We start from the raw sequence: 16,421 nt of genomic DNA on the forward strand, positions 1-16,421 counted from the left end.
ATGATCCCCTTTCCGTGGGCTTTCGAAGCTTAGCTGCCAGTCCTTGGCGCTTCGTTCGCTTCGATGAGCTTCATATAATACGGGACCTTCGATTGTTGCAGCGCCAATGCATCACTGCACCTATGCAGCAAATGCATGGATTGTCGAAGAGGGTCAGAGTTTGAAGCGGTCGAAGGCGGTCAGCCGCACGATCGGCGGGTCCGCCTCTTTCCAGCGGTAGATCTCCGAGCGCAGATAGGAAAGCTCTTCGGCGAGATCTTCCTCGCCGATCTCGATCCACCAGGATTTCAGGCGGCCGTCGCTTCCATCCGACCAGCGGTAGCCCCGCGCCTTCAGGTGATCCTTCATCTCGAACGGGCTGTGCTCGGCAAAGATGCGGATACGGGAGCGCTGGCTGGCGCGGTAAAGCTCCGCGAAGGGGTTTTCACCCTCGCGCGGCGCCCGGTCGAGGATTTCGAGCAGGGCATGGCAGTCGTCCACCGCGCGATGGCCTTCGTGGAAATAACCGGCCTGGCCGACGAGATAGCCGAGCTTGGTACCTTCGAAGCCGCGTGTGCTCCAGTCGATCTCCGAAACGGAACATGCCCAGGCCTTGCCGGCGAAGATCTTCGAGAAGGCCTCGCAGAACGGACGGTCGAAACCGGCATTGTGGGCAATGATCAGATCAGCCGGCTCGATCAGGGTGCTGAGTGTCCTGATATCGATGACCTGTCCTTCGACCATCGCATCGGTGATTCCTGTCAGCCGGGTAATCTCGGCCGGGATCGGCTTTGACGGCTGCTGCAGGCCGCCATAGATGCCGACGACATCGCCGACCGCGCCGTCATCGTCGAATGTGAAGGCGACCGCGCCGATTTCGATGATCTCGTCGCTGCGGTGGTTGAGGCCTGTCGTTTCGGTATCGAGAACGACGCCGAGCCGCGGAAATTCCGGTCGCCGGATTGCGGCAATCGGCCGGGGCGCGAGTTTTCTGAGGATGCGATAATTGCCGCTCTCCTCCAGCACCCGCGCCATGTCTTCCTCGGAGTGGGCGGCCGGCTGCGATTGCCGCCGGCGCGACGGACCGTGCGCCTTGGCGATCGCGGGCGATGCCTTGGCAAACATGTCGAGTTGCGAATCTCTGTTCACGCTCATCGGATCTATATGTCACGGAGACGTGGCTTAATCCATCGGGCGCGGCGTTATATCGAGCCCTTGCCTTTCAGGGAGAGGGAAGTTTAGCTGAGGATGAGCGATTAAAGGAGATCATATGCCCGGCGACAACGGCAAGGGTGCGGACGAGGACGTCGTCATCATCGGCGCGGGTGCCGCCGGCATTGCCGCAGCCCGCCGTCTGCAGGCAATCCGTCCGGATCTCTCCATCCTCCTGATCGAAGCCGGAAATCGTCTCGGCGGCAGGGCCTGGACGGTCGGGCTGCCGGGAGCAGACAATGTCCGGCTCGACCTCGGCTGCGGCTGGCTGCATGGGGCGCGGACCAATGCCTGGACTGAAATAGCCGGCGAAGTCGGCTTGACGGTCGACCGCACGCCTGCGCCCTGGAATGGCGGGCGGCAGCTCGAGCGGGATGATGCCGACGTGCGTGCCTCGCAGGAGGCGATCGGCGCCTATTTCGAGCGTCTCGAAAGCCATGAAGGCGGCGATACCGATCTGGCCGCTAAGCTCGAACACGGCAATCCCTGGAATGGCCATATCCGGGCGATCGGCACTTACATCACCGGCGCAGAGCTGGAGCGGTCTTCGGTCGCCGATTACAACAGATACGATCCCGGCCCCGGTCCCGACTGGCGGGTGCGCGAGGGCTATGGGACGTTGATCTCGCGCTACGGCAGTCCGGTTCCCGCCAGACTCGGCGTCGAAGTCACGCGCATCGACTACCGCCATGCCGGCCGTATCGGCATCGAGACGAACCAGGGGACGCTCAGCGCCCGCGCCGTGCTCGTCACCGTTTCGACCAACGTGCTTGCCGCAGGCCGGATCGCCTTCGACCCTCCCCTGCCCGGAAAGGCCGAGGCGGCCGCCCGTCTGCCGCTTGGGCTCGCCGACAAGCTCTTCCTCAGGCTCGCCAATCCGGAGGCGCTGCCGGCGGATACGCATATGCTCGGTTCGACCAGCCGCGGTGAGACCGGCACCTATCAGCTGCGGCCGTTCGGCGCGCCCGTCGTCGAGGCCTATTTTGCCGGAGACCTCGCGCGTGATCTCGAGCGGGAGGGCCGAGAGGCTGCCTTTTCCTTCGCCGCCGATGAACTGGCAGCGCATTTCGGGGCGGATATCCGCAAGGAACTGTCGGTGGCGGCGATCTCGGCCTGGGCCGCGGCGCCCCACATCGGCGGCTCCTATTCCTACGCCGAACCCGGCGCTTCCGATTTGCGCGGGGAGCTTGCCGCGCCGCATGACGGGCGAATCTTCTTCGCAGGCGAAGCCTGCTCGCGCTCGCGTTATTCGACGGCGCACGGCGCTTACGAGACCGGCGTCGCCGCCGCCGATCTTATTGCCGGTTCGTTTCAGCAGAATCCGTAAACGTTGTCGGAAATATTTTTTCCCACTTGTGGCACGGGTGGGATTGGCTATGCTGCCCTTGCCCCTCGCGCTACCCGAGCCCAGGGCGCCGTACCTCATCCCGGCGGCAAGCCGCCGCCTCAAGCACGATATTGTCATTGATTGCAGGAGCCCCGGCTTCTACCCCGACGATTTCGCACGTCGGCTGCGGGCATCCGCATGAGGAGGAAGAAATGGATTATCGCAAGCTCGGTCCGAGCGGGACCGTCGTCACCGCCTATTGCCTGGGCACCATGACCTTCGGCGCGGAGGCCGACGAAGCGGCCTCGCACAAGCTGCTCGATGATTATTTCGCCTGGGGCGGAAATTTCATCGATACGGCTGATGTCTACAGCGCCGGCAAGTCGGAGGAGATCATCGGACGCTGGCTGAAGGCGCGTCCGACCGAAGCCCGCCAGGCGATCGTCGCCACCAAGGGGCGGTTTCCGATGGGCAACGGGCCCAACGATATCGGCCTGTCGCGCCGGCATCTCGGCCAGGCGCTCGACGATTCACTTCGCCGCCTCGGCCTGGAGCAGATCGACCTCTACCAGATGCATGCCTGGGATGCGCTGACGCCGATCGAGGAGACGCTGCGCTTCCTCGACGATGCGGTTTCATCAGGCAAGATCGGCTATTACGGCTTTTCCAACTATGTCGGCTGGCACATCGCCAAGGCCTCCGAGATCGCCAAGGCCCGCGGCTACACGCGTCCGGTGACGCTGCAGCCGCAATACAGCCTGCTCGCGCGTGACATCGAGCTCGAAATCGTCGCGGCCTGCCAGGATGCCGGCATGGGCCTCCTGCCCTGGTCGCCGCTCGGCGGCGGCTGGCTGACAGGCAAGTACAAGCGCGACGAGATGCCGACCGGCGCCACCCGCCTCGGCGAAAACCCCAACCGCGGCAGCGAATCCTATGCGCCGCGCAATGCGCAGGAACGCACCTGGGCGATCATCGCGGCCGTCGAGGAGATCGCCAAGGCGCGCGGCGTCAGCATGGCGCAGGTGGCGCTCGCCTGGACGGCGGCGCAGCCGGCCGTGACCTCGGTCATTCTTGGCGCCCGCACGCCCGAACAGCTTGCCGACAATCTCGGCGCGATGAAGGTCGCGCTATCCAACGAGGAGATTGCGAGGCTCAACGAGGTCAGCGCGCCCCAGCCCCTGGATTATCCCTACGGCAAGGGCGGCATCAACCAGCGCCACCGCAAGATCGAAGGCGGCCGCTGAGCCTTTCGCCTCTGCATGACGAGAACGGTCTGCATCAATAGAAAAAGTCGCCATGTTTCCATGGCGACTTCCACGAGGCGGGGAAACTCGTCGTGGCCGTCAGGCGGCTTGCACGGCGGCGTTCAGCGGGATTTCGACATCGATCTCCAGGGTCGAGACAAATTCGTTGCGGTCGATCGTCACCTGAACCTTGTCGTGGTCGAGCTCGACATGCTTGGCGATGACCGCAAGGATTTCCTCGCGCAGCAGGGAGACGAGGTCCGATCCCGCCGAGGAACGCTCATGGGCGAGGAGTACCTGGAGGCGTTCGCGGGCGGCGGGCGCCGTGCGCTGCTTGTTGAAGAGACGGAAAATATTCATGCCGCTCTCCTTCCGAAGATCTTGCCGAAGATATTCCGCTTTTCCTCAGGGATCGCGATCGGCAAGGTTTCGCCGGCGAGCCGGCGAGCGGCGTCGAAATAAGCCATGGCGGCTGCGCTGCGGCTTTCCGCCAGCGTCACCGGTGCGCCGATATTGGAAGCGCGCAGCACGTCCATGCTTTCGGGCACGATGCCGAGGAGCGGGATGGAAAGGATCTCCAGCACGTCGTCGACCTTGAGCATGTCGCCGCGCTCGGCGCGGTTGGCGTCGTAACGGGTCAGCAGCAGGTGCTTTTCCATCCGCTCGCCGCGTTCGGCCTTGGCGGTCTTGGCATCGAGCAGGCCGATGATGCGATCGGAATCGCGCACCGACGAAACTTCCGGGTTGGTGACGACAACGGCAACGTCGGCATGGCGCATGGCAAGCGTTGCACCGCGCTCGATCCCGGCAGGGCTGTCGCAGATGATCCAGTCGAAATAGCGCTTCAGATCGTTGATGACGCGCTCGACGCCTTCGGCTGTCAGATTGTCCTTGTCGCGCGTCTGCGAGGCCGGCAGCAGGAACAGGGTTTCCAGCCGCTTGTCGCGGATCAGCGCCTGGGGAAGCTTGGCATCGCCCTGGATGACGTTGATCAGGTCGTAGACGACCCTGCGTTCCGCGCCCATCACCAGGTCGAGATTGCGCAGGCCGACGTCGAAATCGACGACGACGACTTTTTCATTGCGTTGCGCCAGCGCCGCTCCCAATGCGGCCGTCGAGGTCGTCTTTCCGACCCCGCCCTTACCTGACGTGACGACGATCACTTTCCCCATTTCTCTCTCCTTTGCCGTGGCCGCAGCCGGGTCAGATCAGTTTTTCCGCCATGATCGCATCCTCTTCGAGCCAGAGCTGAACAGCCTGTCCGCGAAGATTGGGGGCCATGTCTTCCGCCATTTTGTAAATGCCGTCGATTGCAACGAGTTCGGCTTCGAGCTTCCGGCAAAAGATCCGCGCGGATGCGTTTCCGATGGATCCTGCCATGGCTCGGCCGCGCAGCGCCCCATAGATATGGACGGAGCCGCCGGCGATGACTTCCGCGCCCGAGGCGACGGAGCCGACGATGGTGACGTCGCCTTCCGGGAAGATCACCGACTGCCCCGAGCGCACCGGTTCCCGGATGACGATGGATTGCGTCGTTGCCGGACGGATCTCGGCCGCCGCCGGTTTGCCGACCGGATCGGCAGGCTCATTCGACGCCTGAACCTCGATGTCGGAAGCGGAACGGCCGCCTTTGAGCGCCGGAGGCATGCCGGAGCCCAGAATGGAAGGCCGCGCGCCCTCGATGCCCATGATGCTGACATTGCGCTTGCCGAGTTCGGCAATGAGCTCCTTGAGCTGCGGCTTATCGATCTGCAGATCCGTCAGGTCGAGGACGACGGGGCGTCCCAGGAAGAAGCCGGCCGAACGTGCGGCCAGATCGTCCAACCTCGCCAACCAATCGTCGAAAGGAAGGTCCGGGGACAACATGACGGCCAGGAAGGAGCGGCCCTTGATTCGGATAGAGCGAGCGTCTGTTAGCACTTTGGTCATCTGTGTGAATAAATCGTTGACCATCTGTACCGCCGACATGGTTAACAAAAAGTTAACGTGACCCCGGAATTCCCTAACGTAATGTCACTTCCCTCGGTCGAAGATTTTATTTAAGCGGATGAAAAGATTGAATGAATATGAAGAGTGAATAATCCTCATATATGATCGGAATGAGGACTTGTCGCTCGGCGATCACGTCGACACCATCAGGCGGTTCTTAGCGCCGCGTTAACCCCTCGGCGACTCACACCCTACGCTCGGAGGCGCAGCTTCCGGGGCTTGCCTGGAAGACGACGGTGCTATTGCTGTTGTCCGAGGAATGTCAGGCGGGATCTCATTCCTCCTCCGCAGTTTCGCCCGCGATCCGTTTGACTGCATCCGCCGCGGCTTCGAGCAGACGCTCCGACATGCCCTGGTCGGTCATGACGCGAGAGATGGTTACGGCGCCCACCATGAGGGACAGGACGACCATGGCTTTGTCATAGGGTTTCGTGCCGTCCGATGCCGGGATCAATTCGTCGAGAATCTGAAGATGCGCCTCGATGCCATTCTGGAACGGAACTCGCACCTCTTCACTCTGGCGCGCCGCATCTGACCCAAGCGCAGCCAAGGGGCAGCCATCACCTTTCTCTTCCTGGTGCCCGGTCGACAGATACATGCCGACAACCGCGGCGAAGGGATCGGCACTTCCGGCGGCAACCCTCGACCACCTGCGAAGGGCGCTCTCCATTGCTCGGCCGGATGCCAGCGCCGCAAGATCATCCTTCGATGCGAACTGCTTGTAGAAGCCGCCTTGCGTCAGGCCGGCCCCTTTCATCAGGTCCTTCAGGCCGATGCCGTCGAATCCATGCTCTCGGAAAAGTCGGCTTGCGACGTTGATCACCGTTTCACGATTGGCCTCGGCTTGAGCACGACTGACTCTCATTGCGATCTCCAATTAGATTTCATTTGACATCTATAGCGGAATTAGAGTTAGATCGCAATCTAATTCAATGGCTGCGCCCGTCAATAAGGCTTACTGACATGAACCGCAAAATCCTCCTCGCCTCTTTCGGCCTTCTGGCGGCTGCCGGCGCCACGGCGTTCGTGCTTTTCGGAGTATCCTCGAAAGGAAGCGCGCAAGCCGCCGATCCCCGAAACGCGCCGCCGTTCGTCAAACTGGTGGAAGCGAAGAAGCCGGAAACGGCCGAACGCGCCTTTACGGGCACCATTGCCGCCCGGGTGCAGAGCAATCTTGGTTTTCGCGTACCGGGCAAGGTCGTCCAGCGTTATGTGGACGTTGGCGAGCAGGTCAAAGCCGGTCAGCCTTTGATGCGCATCGATGAGACCGATCTGCGTCTCGCGCTGACTGCGAAACACAACGCAGTTGTCTCCGCGCAAGCTGTGTTGATCCAAGCGCAAGCCGATGAGAGACGCTACGCTGCTTTGGCGAAAAGCGGATTGGCGGCGGCTTCACCGCAGCGCTATGAACAGGCAAAGGCTGCGCTCGACACTGCAACGGCTCAACTGGCTGCGGCGGAAGCGGAGGCAAGGGTCGCTGAAAACGCCGCAACTTACTCCTTGTTGGTTGCTGATGCTGACGGGACCATTGTCGAAACGCTCGGAGAGCCGGGTCAAGTCGTGACGGCGGGACAGATTGTGATCCGCCTGGCGCAGGCCGGCCCGCGCGAAGCGCTCGTCTGGCTTCCGGAGTCGCTGCGGCCGCAAATCGGCGAGATAGCCGACGCCAGCATCTACGGAAACGAGAGCCGGCAGGACAAGGCGCGGCTTCGGCAGATCTCCGACGCCGCCGATCCTCAAACCCGCACCTATGAGGCGCGCTGGGTTCTGGATGGCGCCGCAGCATCGGCGCCGCTGGGCGCGACGGTGACGATCAGAATCTCCAGCAGCACCGGCCAATCGCATGCCGCGGTGCCGGTCGGCGCCTTGTTGGACGATGGCAGCCGAACCGGCGTCTGGGTCTTCGATCAGGCATCTTCGACCGTCCACTTCCGACAGGTGAAAATAGAACAATTGGGTGAGGAGGTCGCGGTGGTTTCCAGCGTCAAATCAGGCGAGCCGGTCGTCGCTCTCGGTGCCCATCTGCTGCAGGACGGCGCCAGCGTGCGCACCAAGGTAGAACAGGCAGAGGCGGCAAACTGATGACCTTCAACCTCTCCGCGCTCGCTGTTCGCGAGCGGGCCGTTACGCTGTTCTTCATCGTCCTGCTGGCCGCCGCCGGCGCCTATGCCTTCGTCAAGCTCGGGCGCGCCGAGGATCCTTCCTTCACCATCAAGACTTTGACCGTGACGACCGTCTGGCCGGGCGCGACTGCGCGCGAGATGCAGGATCTGGTCGCCGAGCCGCTCGAGAAGCGCCTCCAGGAACTCACCTGGTACGATCGTGTCGAGACGACAACCCGGCCGGGATACGCCTTCTTGACCGTCACCTTGAAGGACAGCACGCCGTCCACGGCAGTCGAGGAGGAATTCTATCAGGCGCGAAAGAAGCTTGGAGACGAGGCACGGAGCCTTCCCCGGGGCGTGCTTGGCCCCTTTGTCAACGACGAGTACTCGGATGTCAGCTTCGGTCTTTATGCCCTCAAGGCCAAGGGCATGCCGATGCGCGAGCTTGTGCGTCAGGCGGAGGTGATCCGCCAGGATCTTCTGCATGTGCCTGGTGTCAAGAAGATCAACATCCTCGGAGAGCGGCCCGAACAGATTTTTGTCGAGTTCTCCTATGCCAAGCTCGCCACCCTTGGCATTTCGGCACAGGACGTCGCGGCCGCCTTGCAGCGGCGAAACACAGTGACGCCGGCCGGATCGATCGATACGCGCGGGCCCCAGGTCTTCATTCGCTTCGATGGCGCCTATGACAGTATCCAGGCGATCGCCGACACGCCGATCGTCGCGGCCGGACGCACGTTGAAACTCTCGGATTTTGCCGAAGTGCGGCGCGGCTATGAGGATCCGGCCACCTATCTCATTCGCCATGACGGCGAGCCCGCCATCATGCTTGCCGCGGTAATGCAACAGGGATGGAACGGTCTGGAGCTAGGTAAGGCCCTGGAAGAAAGATCCGCCGCGATCGCGAAGACCCTGCCGCTCGGCATGACGCTCGCCAAGGTCAGCGACCAGGCCGTCAACATCGAGGAAGCCGTCGGCGAGTTCATGCTGAAATTCGCCATGGCCCTCGGCGTCGTATTGTTCGTCAGCCTTGTCAGCCTCGGTTGGCGTGTCGGCATCGTCGTGGCTCTGGCCGTTCCGCTGACGCTTGCGGTCGTCTTCCTCATCATGCTGGAGACCGGCCGGTTCTTCGATCGCATCACTCTCGGAGCGCTCATCCTGGCGCTCGGCCTTCTGGTCGACGACGCCATCATCGCCATCGAGGTGATGGTGGTGAAGATGGAAGAGGGGATGGATCGCATCAAGGCGGCCGCCTATGCCTGGAGCCATACGGCGGCGCCCATGCTATCCGGCACGCTCGTAACGATCATCGGGTTGATGCCCGTCGGCTTCGCCCGCTCGACCGCCGGCGAATATGCCGGCAACATCTTCTGGGTCGTGGGCTTTGCGCTCATCGTATCCTGGATCGTTGCGGTGATCTTCACGCCCTATCTCGGCGTCAAGATGCTGCCGGCGATCAAACCGGTCGAAGGGGGCCATCACGCCATCTATAACACCCCGAACTACCGGCGCCTGCGGCGGCTGATCGAGTTTACCGTGCGCCACAAGTTCGTCACCTGTGCGGTGGTCGTAATCGCCATGGGAACCTCCGTCGTTGGGATGGGAGCGGTGAAAAAGCAGTTCTTCCCGACGTCGGACCGTCCCGAAGTCCTCGTCGAAGTCCGCATGCCGGAAGGCACCAGCATCGAGACGACGACGGCAGCGGTCAAGAAGCTCGAAGGGTGGCTGCAGAAGCAGCCGGAGGCAAAGACCGTCACGAGCTATGTCGGTCAGGGGGCTCCCCGCTTCTTCTTTGCCATGGCGCCGGAATTGCCGGACCCGTCTTTCGCCAAGATCGTCGTGCTGACCCCTGACGCTCACACGCGCGAGGTATTGAAGCTTCGGCTGCGTGCGGCCATTTCGGACGGGCTTGCCCCCGAGGCCTATGTCCGCGTTACGCAGCTCGTCTTCGGGCCTTACACGCCGTTTCCGGTCGAGTTCCGGATCACCGGCCCTGATCCGGAGCAATTGTACCAGATATCCGAAAAAGCCCTCGATATCATGAAGAGCGTGCCGGATGTGCGCCAGGCAAACCGCGATTGGGGCAACCGCTCGCCGGTGCTGCGCTTCGTTCCCGACCAGGATCGGTTGGGCCTCATCGGCCTGTCGCCGGCCGAGGCAGCGCAGCAGCTGCAATTGCTGCTGAGCGGAATTCCGATCACTGAGGTTCGCGAGAATATCCGCAACGTGCCTGTCGTTGCGCGCAGTGCCGGCGGAAACCGGCTTGACCCGTCACGATTGGCAGACTTCTCACTGATGAGCCGGGATGGGCGACAGGTCCCGCTCGATCAGATCGGCCATTCGGAAATCCGGTTTGAGGAACCGATCCTGAAACGTCGTGACCGCACGCCTGTCATCACCATCCGGTCCGATATCAACGAGGCGTCCCAGCCGCCAGAAGTATCAGAGCAGATTCTAAAGGCGCTTCAGCCGCTGATCGCCTCGCTGCCTGTGGGGTATCGTATCGAGATGGGCGGGAACATCGAGGAGTCGCTCAAGGCCAACGCCGCCCTCGTCAAAATCTTCCCGGCAATGATTGCCGCCATGCTGATCGTGATCGTGCTGCAGGTCCGCAGCCTGTCGACGATGACCATGGTCATGCTGACGGGGCCTCTCGGCCTTGCCGGGGCGGTTCCGGTGCTGCTGCTCTTCGATAAGCCCTTCGGCTTCAATGCCATTCTCGGATTGATCGGGCTGGCGGGAATTCTGATGCGCAATACCCTGATTCTGACGGAACAGATCAAGGAGAACAAGTCAGCCGGTCTCGACGATTATCACGCCGTCATCGAGGCGACAGTGCAGCGGACGCGTCCCGTCATCCTGACAGCCCTCGCCGCCGTCCTTGCCTTCATTCCTCTCACCCATTCGGTGTTCTGGGGGTCGATGGCCTACACGCTGATCGGCGGAACGGCGGTCGGCACAGCGATGATCCTGCTCTTCCTTCCCGCTCTCTACGCCAGCTGGTTCCGCATCAAGCCGACGAAAAATGAAGGCCATGCAAATTCACCAAGCGCCGTGGAGTTAGCAACGGCGATGGCTGCCGAGTGATTTTCTGCGAAGCGGTGCGTTTGACGTGCCGGAAACCGGGCGAATTCGCGAGAGCAACTCTGGCCGAAAAATCGCTAGAGAATAAAAAGTTATTGATAATCAACTGCTTGATAAGAACCAAGGAGCATGCATGTCTAAAAATAGAGTTGTCGTGATTACCGGAGCATCCTCCGGAATAGGCGAGGCGTCAGCCCGCCTTCTTTCACAAAACGGCTTCCAGGTCTTCGGGGGCGTCCGCAACCCGGCACGTGTCAACGCCATTCCCGGCGTGCGCTATGGGACTGTCGACGTGACCGACGACGCCTCGGTCTCCAATTTTGTTCAATGGGTGTTGTCCGAGGCAGGCAAGATCGACATTCTAGTCAACAATGCCGGCATTTCGCTGGTCGGCCCTGTCGAGAACACGTCGCCTCGCGAAGCGCAAACGGTATTCGATGCCAATGTTTTCGGCCCTTTGCGCATGATGCGCGCTGCTTTGCCTTCCATGCGCGCCGCTCGCAGCGGGCTGATCATCAATATCAGTTCGGTCCTCGGTTTCCTGCCGGCGCCGTTCATGGGAATATATGCCAGCAGCAAGCATGCACTCGAAGGATTGTCGGAATCGCTGGATCATGAGGTTCGTGAGTTCAACGTGCGCGTCGTGCTGATTGAGCCGACCTTTACAAACACCAAGCTCGATGTAAACGCGGCACAGACCGAGGCGCCCTTGGGAGCCTATGCAACGCAGGCTGAGGCGACCATCAAGGCGGTACAAGCCCAGATCAAAACCGCGCCGTCGCCTATAAAAGTTGCGGAGAAGATATTGGCGGCAATCAATGGCCCATACAAAATGCGTCAACCGGCCGGCGGCCAGGCAACGCTTCTAAGCCGGCTGCGCAGGTTTATGCCGGCAAGCGCGGTCGACAGCAGCCTGCGCAAGACATTCGGCTTCGGAAAGCGTCCTGTGTCCTAAATCTTGCCCAAACTTCCAGGCGGCGCCGGCTGACCTGTCGATTTAGCAAGCGTGATAACCCCAGCGCGCCCGAGCGACTGGCGGAACACGCTTGTCTAAATTTCCGGCCGGCCGGCTCATCCCATGCGTTCGGAGGCGTAGCTTCCCGGGCTTGCGGGGAAGACGACGGTGCGATTGCCGTTGATGAAGGTGCGGTGGTGGATATGGGCGTGAATGGCGCGCGCCAAAACCTGGGCCTCGACGTCGCGTCCCAGCGAGACATAGTCCTCCGCCGATTGCGCATGGGTGATGCGCACCGTGTCCTGCTCGATGATCGGACCTTCGTCGAGATCGGCGGTGACATAGTGAGCCGTCGCGCCGATCAGCTTCACGCCGCGCTCATAGGCCTGCTTGTAGGGGTTGGCGCCCTTGAAGCTCGGCAGGAACGAGTGATGGATGTTGATGATGCGGCCGGACATCTTTTGGCAAAGCGCATCCGAAAGGATCTGCATGTAACGGGCAAGAACCACCAGTTCCGCTTCCGATTGCCCGACGATGTCAAGCAAACGCGCCTCCGCCTCAGCTTTGTTGGCCTTGGTCACGGCGATGTAGTGGAAAGGAATGTCGTGGTTCACGACCAGTTTTTGATAGTCGTGGTGATTGGACACGACGCCGACGATATCGATCGGCAGCGCGCCGATGCGCCAACGGTAGAGAAGATCGTTCAGGCAATGCCCGAAGCGGGATACCATGAGGATGACCTTCGTCCGGCGCGAGGCATCCACCAGTTCGAAATTCATCTCGAACTGCTTGGCGACCTTGTCGAACCCTTCCCGGATTTCCTCGTGCGTTGCGCCCTCTTCCGAGACGAAGGTGACTCTCATGAAGAATTTCGTGTTCTCGATATCATCGAACTGGGAGGCGTCGATGATGTTGCAGCCTTTCTGGGCAAGGCAACCCGATATCGCGGCGACGATGCCGCGGGTCGACTTGCATGAAACCGTAAGAACGTACTGAGACATGGGACTATCCGAACGAAGGAAAAAAGACCCGTGCCGATGGCACGGGGCAAGCGGCCGCGGATGCGGCTGGGAAATCAAATGTCCAGAGTGGTGCTCCGCTCCCACTCGGTAAAGTGCGAGCAATAGGTATTCCACTCGCCATGCTTCAGTTTGAGGTAGGCGGAGGAGAATTCCCGGCCAAGCGCCGCTCGCAATTCTTCGTCCTTCTCGTATTCACGCAGCGCGTCGAGAAGATTGAGGGGCAGCTTCGGAGCGTCGGTGACGGTATGTCCGTCACGATACATATCGATATCATAATGCCTGCCGGGATCGGCTTGCGATCGCATTCCCGAAAGGCCGGCGGCGATGATGATCGCTTGCAGAAGATAAGGATTGACCGCGCCGTCGGGCAACCGGAGTTCGAAGCGGCCGGGACCCGGCACACGTACCATGTGCGTGCGATTGTTGCCCGTCCAGGTGACGGTGTTCGGCGCCCATGTCGCGCCCGAGATCGTTCTCGGAGCGTTGATCCGCTTATAGGAGTTGACGGTCGGGTTCGTGACGGCGGCCAGCGCCGAAGCATGTTTCATGATCCCGCCAAGGAAGGTCTTGCCCTGGGCAGAGAGCCCGAAAGGCATTTCCTTGTCCGCAAACGCGTTCACCCTGCCGTCGATATCCCAGACCGAGATATGGGCGTGGCATCCGTTCCCGGTCAGGCCCTTGAAAGGCTTCGGCATGAAGGTGGCGCGAAGGCCGTGCTTTTCGGCGATCGACTTGACCATGAACTTGAAGAAGGAATGTTTGTCCGCCGTCCTGAGGGCATCGTCATATTCCCAGTTCATCTCGAACTGGCCGTTCGCATCCTCGTGGTCGTTCTGGTAGGGCTTCCAGCCAAGCTCGAGCATATAGTCGCAAATCTCGGCAATGACGTCGTACCGGCGCATCACCGCCTGCTGATCGTAGCAGGGCTTCTCTGCGGTATCGAACTGGTCCGAAATCACCGAGCCGTCCGGAGAGATGAGAAAGAACTCAGGCTCGACGCCGGTCTTTACCCGGAGCCCTTCTTTCGCAGCTTCCGCGACCAGTTTTTTCAGCACCACACGCGGCGCCTGCTCGACAGGCCGGTCGTCCATGACGCAGTCGGCGGCAACCCATGCGACGTCCTTCTTCCATGGGAGCTGGATGACGGAGGAAGCATCGGGAACCGCGAACAGATCGGGATGGGCGGGCGTCAAATCGAGCCAGGTCGCAAAGCCCGCGAAACCGGCGCCATCTTTCTGCATGTCGGCAATGGCTTCAGCCGGGACCAGTTTGGCGCGTTGAGCGCCGAACAGGTCGGTATAGCTGATCATGAAATATTTGATGCCTTTGTCTTTGGCAAAAGCAGCAAGGTCCAGTGTCATACTCGTTCCCCTTTGGATTTCTTGGAGACACTTTGGTTATGGATATGAGACGGCCGGGTCTTTTGCCCGGCCGGTAGAAATCAGAAGCCTCCCTTGCCGGGAATCCAGTTGGTGCCGGCGAGCGGCACCTGCGCCATGGCCGATGCCTCGATCGTCAGCGCGACGAGGTCTTCCGGCTCGAGGTTGTGCAGGTGGTTCTTGCCGCAGGCGCGCGCGATCGTCTGCGCCTCGAGCGTCATCACCTTGAGGTAGTTGGCAAGGCGGCGGCCGGCCGCAACCGGGTCGAGGCGCTTTGCGAGTTCCGGATCCTGGGTGGTGATGCCGGCCGGATCCTTGCCTTCATGCCAATCGTCATAGGCGCCGGCCGTGGTGCCGAGCTTCTGATATTCCTCTTCCCAGTGCGGATCATTGTCGCCGATCGCCACAAGTGCCGCCGTGCCGATCGCCACCGCGTCGGCGCCGAGCGCCAGCGCCTTGGCAACGTCGGCGCCGGAGCGGATGCCGCCGGAAACGATGAGCTGCACCTTCCGATGCATGCCGAGGTCCTGCAGCGCCTGAACGGCCGGGCGAATGCAGGCGAGTGTCGGCATGCCGACATTCTCGATGAAGACGTCCTGTGTGGCCGCCGTGCCGCCCTGCATGCCGTCGAGCACGACGACGTCGGCACCCGCCTTCACGGCAAGGGCCGTGTCGTAATAGGGGCGCGCGCCGCCGACCTTGACGTAGATCGGCTTTTCCCAATCGGTGATCTCGCGCAGCTCCATGATCTTGATTTCGAGATCGTCGGGGCCGGTCCAGTCCGGATGGCGGCAGGCCGAGCGCTGGTCGATGCCCTTCGGCAGGTTGCGCATATTGGCGACGCGGTCGGAGATCTTCTGGCCGAGCAGCATGCCGCCGCCACCGGGCTTGGCGCCCTGGCCGACCACGACTTCGATGGCATCGGCGCGGCGCAGGTCCTTCGGATTCATGCCGTAGCGCGAAGGCAGGTATTGGTAGACCAGCGTCTGCGAATGGCCGCGCTCCTCGTCCGTCATGCCTCCGTCGCCTGTCGTGGTCGACGTGCCTGCGATCGTCGCACCGCGGCCGAGCGCTTCCTTGGCATTGCCGGACAGCGCGCCGAAGCTCATGCCGGCAATAGTGATCGGCGTCTTCAGCGTGATCGGCTTCTTGGCGAAACGCGAGCCGAGCACCACCGTCGTGTCGCACTTCTCCCGATAGCCTTCGAGCGGATAGCGCGAGATGGAGGCGCCGAGGAACAGCAGATCGTCGAAATGCGGAACCTTGCGCTTGGTGCCGGCGCCGCGGATGTCGTAGATGCCGGTAGCGGCCGCGCGGCGGATTTCGGCGAGCGTATAATCGTCGAAGGTCGCGGACTTGCGTGGCGGGGTATAAGGGTTGTGATAGCTCATGGATGTCCCTCGCCTCAGTACGCGTCGGCGTTGTCGATGTTGAAATTGTAGAGCTTGCGGGCCGAGCCGTAGCGCTTGAACTCTTCGGGCCTGACGCCTGTCACGCCCGCCTTGTCGAGCAGCTCGGCAAGCTTTTCCAGATGCTCCGGCCGCATCTCCTTCTCGATGCAGTCGGAGCCGAGGCTCTTGACCTCGCCGCGGACGAACAGCTTGGCTTCGTAAAGCGAATCCCCCAGCGCATCGCCGGCGTCGCCGAGCACGACGAGATGGCCGGACTGGCCCATGAAGGCCGACATGTGGCCGATGCTGCCGTGAACGACGATGTCGATGCCCTTCATCGAAATGCCGCAGCGCGACGCCGCATTGCCCTTGATGACGAGCAGGCCGCCCCGGCCCGTGGCGCCGGCATACTGGCTGGCGTCGCCCTCGATGACCACGGTGCCGGACATCATGTTTTCGGCAACGCCCGGACCGGCCGAGCCATGAACCGTAACCCTGCCGCCGTCGTTCATGCCGGCGCAGTAGTAGCCGACCGATCCTCTGATGGCGACCGTGACCGGGCTGTCGATGCCGACGGCGACGGCATGGCTACCGCGCGGGTTGATGACTTCGAATTCGGTGTCGTTCGCCCCTTTGGACAGGGCATGCAGGGCGCTATTCAGTTCGCGGAGAGGGGTGTTGGAAAGATCGAATGTGGGCATTGGTACCTCGTTGGTCGGAGAGACGGCCCGAGC

At 61.8% G+C, this 16,421-nt stretch carries 14 protein-coding genes; 5 read left to right on the forward strand and 9 right to left on the reverse strand.

All coding sequences use genetic code 11. The annotated features are described in order from the left end of the window. Nucleotides 1–153: 153 nt before the first annotated feature. Nucleotides 154–1,134 (reverse strand): 3'-5' exonuclease, encoded by a 981-nt coding sequence (locus tag QD408_RS10605; protein WP_414139272.1) that lies wholly within the window; start codon nucleotides 1,132–1,134, stop codon nucleotides 154–156. 115 nt (nucleotides 1,135–1,249) lie between these two features. Between QD408_RS10605 and QD408_RS10610 the strand changes: the two genes are divergently transcribed. Further along, entirely contained in the window at nucleotides 1,250–2,518 is a 1,269-nt protein-coding gene (locus QD408_RS10610; RefSeq protein WP_414139273.1) for a flavin monoamine oxidase family protein, read from the forward strand. 212 nt (nucleotides 2,519–2,730) lie between these two features. Continuing rightward, nucleotides 2,731–3,762, forward strand: a complete 1,032-nt coding sequence (locus QD408_RS10615; RefSeq protein ID WP_414139274.1) for an aldo/keto reductase — start codon at nucleotides 2,731–2,733, stop codon at nucleotides 3,760–3,762. 99 nt (nucleotides 3,763–3,861) lie between these two features. Here the strand turns inward: QD408_RS10615 and minE are convergent, their stop codons facing one another. The 4 genes from minE to QD408_RS10635 form a co-directional block, all read right to left on the reverse strand. After that, nucleotides 3,862–4,122 (reverse strand): cell division topological specificity factor MinE, encoded by a 261-nt coding sequence (gene minE, locus QD408_RS10620; protein WP_011428260.1) that lies wholly within the window; start codon nucleotides 4,120–4,122, stop codon nucleotides 3,862–3,864. Then, a complete protein-coding gene (gene minD, locus QD408_RS10625; protein ID WP_088683619.1) occupies nucleotides 4,119–4,934 on the reverse strand; it encodes a septum site-determining protein MinD in 816 nt (271 codons plus the stop codon). Before minD ends, minE begins: the two co-directional genes overlap by 4 nt. Nucleotides 4,935–4,965: 31 nt before the next feature. Further along, the gene (gene minC / locus QD408_RS10630) at nucleotides 4,966–5,691 is read right to left on the reverse strand and encodes a septum site-determining protein MinC (RefSeq protein ID WP_414139275.1); all 726 of its coding nucleotides are present in this window, start codon (nucleotides 5,689–5,691) and stop codon (nucleotides 4,966–4,968) included. 334 nt (nucleotides 5,692–6,025) lie between these two features. Continuing rightward, a complete protein-coding gene (locus tag QD408_RS10635) occupies nucleotides 6,026–6,616 on the reverse strand; it encodes a TetR family transcriptional regulator (RefSeq protein ID WP_414139378.1) in 591 nt (196 codons plus the stop codon). Nucleotides 6,617–6,714: 98 nt separating this feature from the next. Between QD408_RS10635 and QD408_RS10640 the strand changes: the two genes are divergently transcribed. The 3 genes from QD408_RS10640 (at nucleotide 6,715) to QD408_RS10650 (ending at nucleotide 11,895) form a co-directional block, all read left to right on the forward strand. After that, the gene (locus tag QD408_RS10640; RefSeq protein WP_414139276.1) at nucleotides 6,715–7,833 is read left to right on the forward strand and encodes an efflux RND transporter periplasmic adaptor subunit; all 1,119 of its coding nucleotides are present in this window, start codon (nucleotides 6,715–6,717) and stop codon (nucleotides 7,831–7,833) included. Next, nucleotides 7,833–10,943 carry an efflux RND transporter permease subunit gene (locus tag QD408_RS10645; RefSeq protein ID WP_414139277.1) on the forward strand — a complete coding sequence of 1,037 codons (3,111 nt, stop codon included), beginning with the start codon at nucleotides 7,833–7,835 and terminating at the stop codon, nucleotides 10,941–10,943. The genes QD408_RS10640 and QD408_RS10645 overlap by 1 nt, the downstream gene beginning before the upstream one ends. 130 nt (nucleotides 10,944–11,073) lie before the next feature. Then, complete coding sequence (locus QD408_RS10650; RefSeq protein ID WP_414139278.1) at nucleotides 11,074–11,895, forward strand: oxidoreductase; 822 nt, start codon at nucleotides 11,074–11,076, stop codon at nucleotides 11,893–11,895. A 116-nt stretch (nucleotides 11,896–12,011) separates the two neighbouring features. Here QD408_RS10650 and purU read toward each other — a convergent pair whose 3' ends face one another. The 4 genes from purU to QD408_RS10670 all read right to left on the reverse strand — a co-directional run bounded on the left by purU (nucleotide 12,012) and on the right by QD408_RS10670 (nucleotide 16,388). Further along, a complete protein-coding gene (gene purU, locus QD408_RS10655) occupies nucleotides 12,012–12,896 on the reverse strand; it encodes a formyltetrahydrofolate deformylase (RefSeq protein WP_414139279.1) in 885 nt (294 codons plus the stop codon). Between the two features lie 74 nt (nucleotides 12,897–12,970). Further along, a complete protein-coding gene (glnT, locus tag QD408_RS10660; RefSeq protein WP_414139280.1) occupies nucleotides 12,971–14,278 on the reverse strand; it encodes a type III glutamate--ammonia ligase in 1,308 nt (435 codons plus the stop codon). A gap of 80 nt (nucleotides 14,279–14,358) precedes the next feature. Beyond that, entirely contained in the window at nucleotides 14,359–15,687 is a 1,329-nt protein-coding gene (locus tag QD408_RS10665) for an FMN-binding glutamate synthase family protein (protein WP_088683612.1), read from the reverse strand. Between the two features lie 14 nt (nucleotides 15,688–15,701). Beyond that, nucleotides 15,702–16,388 (reverse strand): protein GlxC, encoded by a 687-nt coding sequence (locus tag QD408_RS10670; protein ID WP_414139281.1) that lies wholly within the window; start codon nucleotides 16,386–16,388, stop codon nucleotides 15,702–15,704. Nucleotides 16,389–16,421: the final 33 nt, after the last annotated feature.

The sequence above is a fragment of the Rhizobium sp. BR 249 genome, from assembly GCF_047445895.1.
In the GTDB taxonomy this organism is placed as follows: Bacteria; Pseudomonadota; Alphaproteobacteria; order Rhizobiales; family Rhizobiaceae; genus Rhizobium.

Coding starts and splice junctions, on each gene's coding strand:
- QD408_RS10605 (WP_414139272.1), bottom strand. CDS start 1,134: ATGAGCGTGAACAGAGATTCGCAACTCGACATGTTTGCCAAGGCATCG.
- QD408_RS10610 (WP_414139273.1), top strand. CDS start 1,250: ATGCCCGGCGACAACGGCAAGGGTGCGGACGAGGACGTCGTCATCATC.
- QD408_RS10615 (WP_414139274.1), top strand. CDS start 2,731: ATGGATTATCGCAAGCTCGGTCCGAGCGGGACCGTCGTCACCGCCTAT.
- minE (WP_011428260.1), bottom strand. CDS start 4,122: ATGAATATTTTCCGTCTCTTCAACAAGCAGCGCACGGCGCCCGCCGCC.
- minD (WP_088683619.1), bottom strand. CDS start 4,934: ATGGGGAAAGTGATCGTCGTCACGTCAGGTAAGGGCGGGGTCGGAAAG.
- minC (WP_414139275.1), bottom strand. CDS start 5,691: ATGACCAAAGTGCTAACAGACGCTCGCTCTATCCGAATCAAGGGCCGC.
- QD408_RS10635 (WP_414139378.1), bottom strand. CDS start 6,616: ATGAGAGTCAGTCGTGCTCAAGCCGAGGCCAATCGTGAAACGGTGATC.
- QD408_RS10640 (WP_414139276.1), top strand. CDS start 6,715: ATGAACCGCAAAATCCTCCTCGCCTCTTTCGGCCTTCTGGCGGCTGCC.
- QD408_RS10645 (WP_414139277.1), top strand. CDS start 7,833: ATGACCTTCAACCTCTCCGCGCTCGCTGTTCGCGAGCGGGCCGTTACG.
- QD408_RS10650 (WP_414139278.1), top strand. CDS start 11,074: ATGTCTAAAAATAGAGTTGTCGTGATTACCGGAGCATCCTCCGGAATA.
- purU (WP_414139279.1), bottom strand. CDS start 12,896: ATGTCTCAGTACGTTCTTACGGTTTCATGCAAGTCGACCCGCGGCATC.
- glnT (WP_414139280.1), bottom strand. CDS start 14,278: ATGACACTGGACCTTGCTGCTTTTGCCAAAGACAAAGGCATCAAATAT.
- QD408_RS10665 (WP_088683612.1), bottom strand. CDS start 15,687: ATGAGCTATCACAACCCTTATACCCCGCCACGCAAGTCCGCGACCTTC.
- QD408_RS10670 (WP_414139281.1), bottom strand. CDS start 16,388: ATGCCCACATTCGATCTTTCCAACACCCCTCTCCGCGAACTGAATAGC.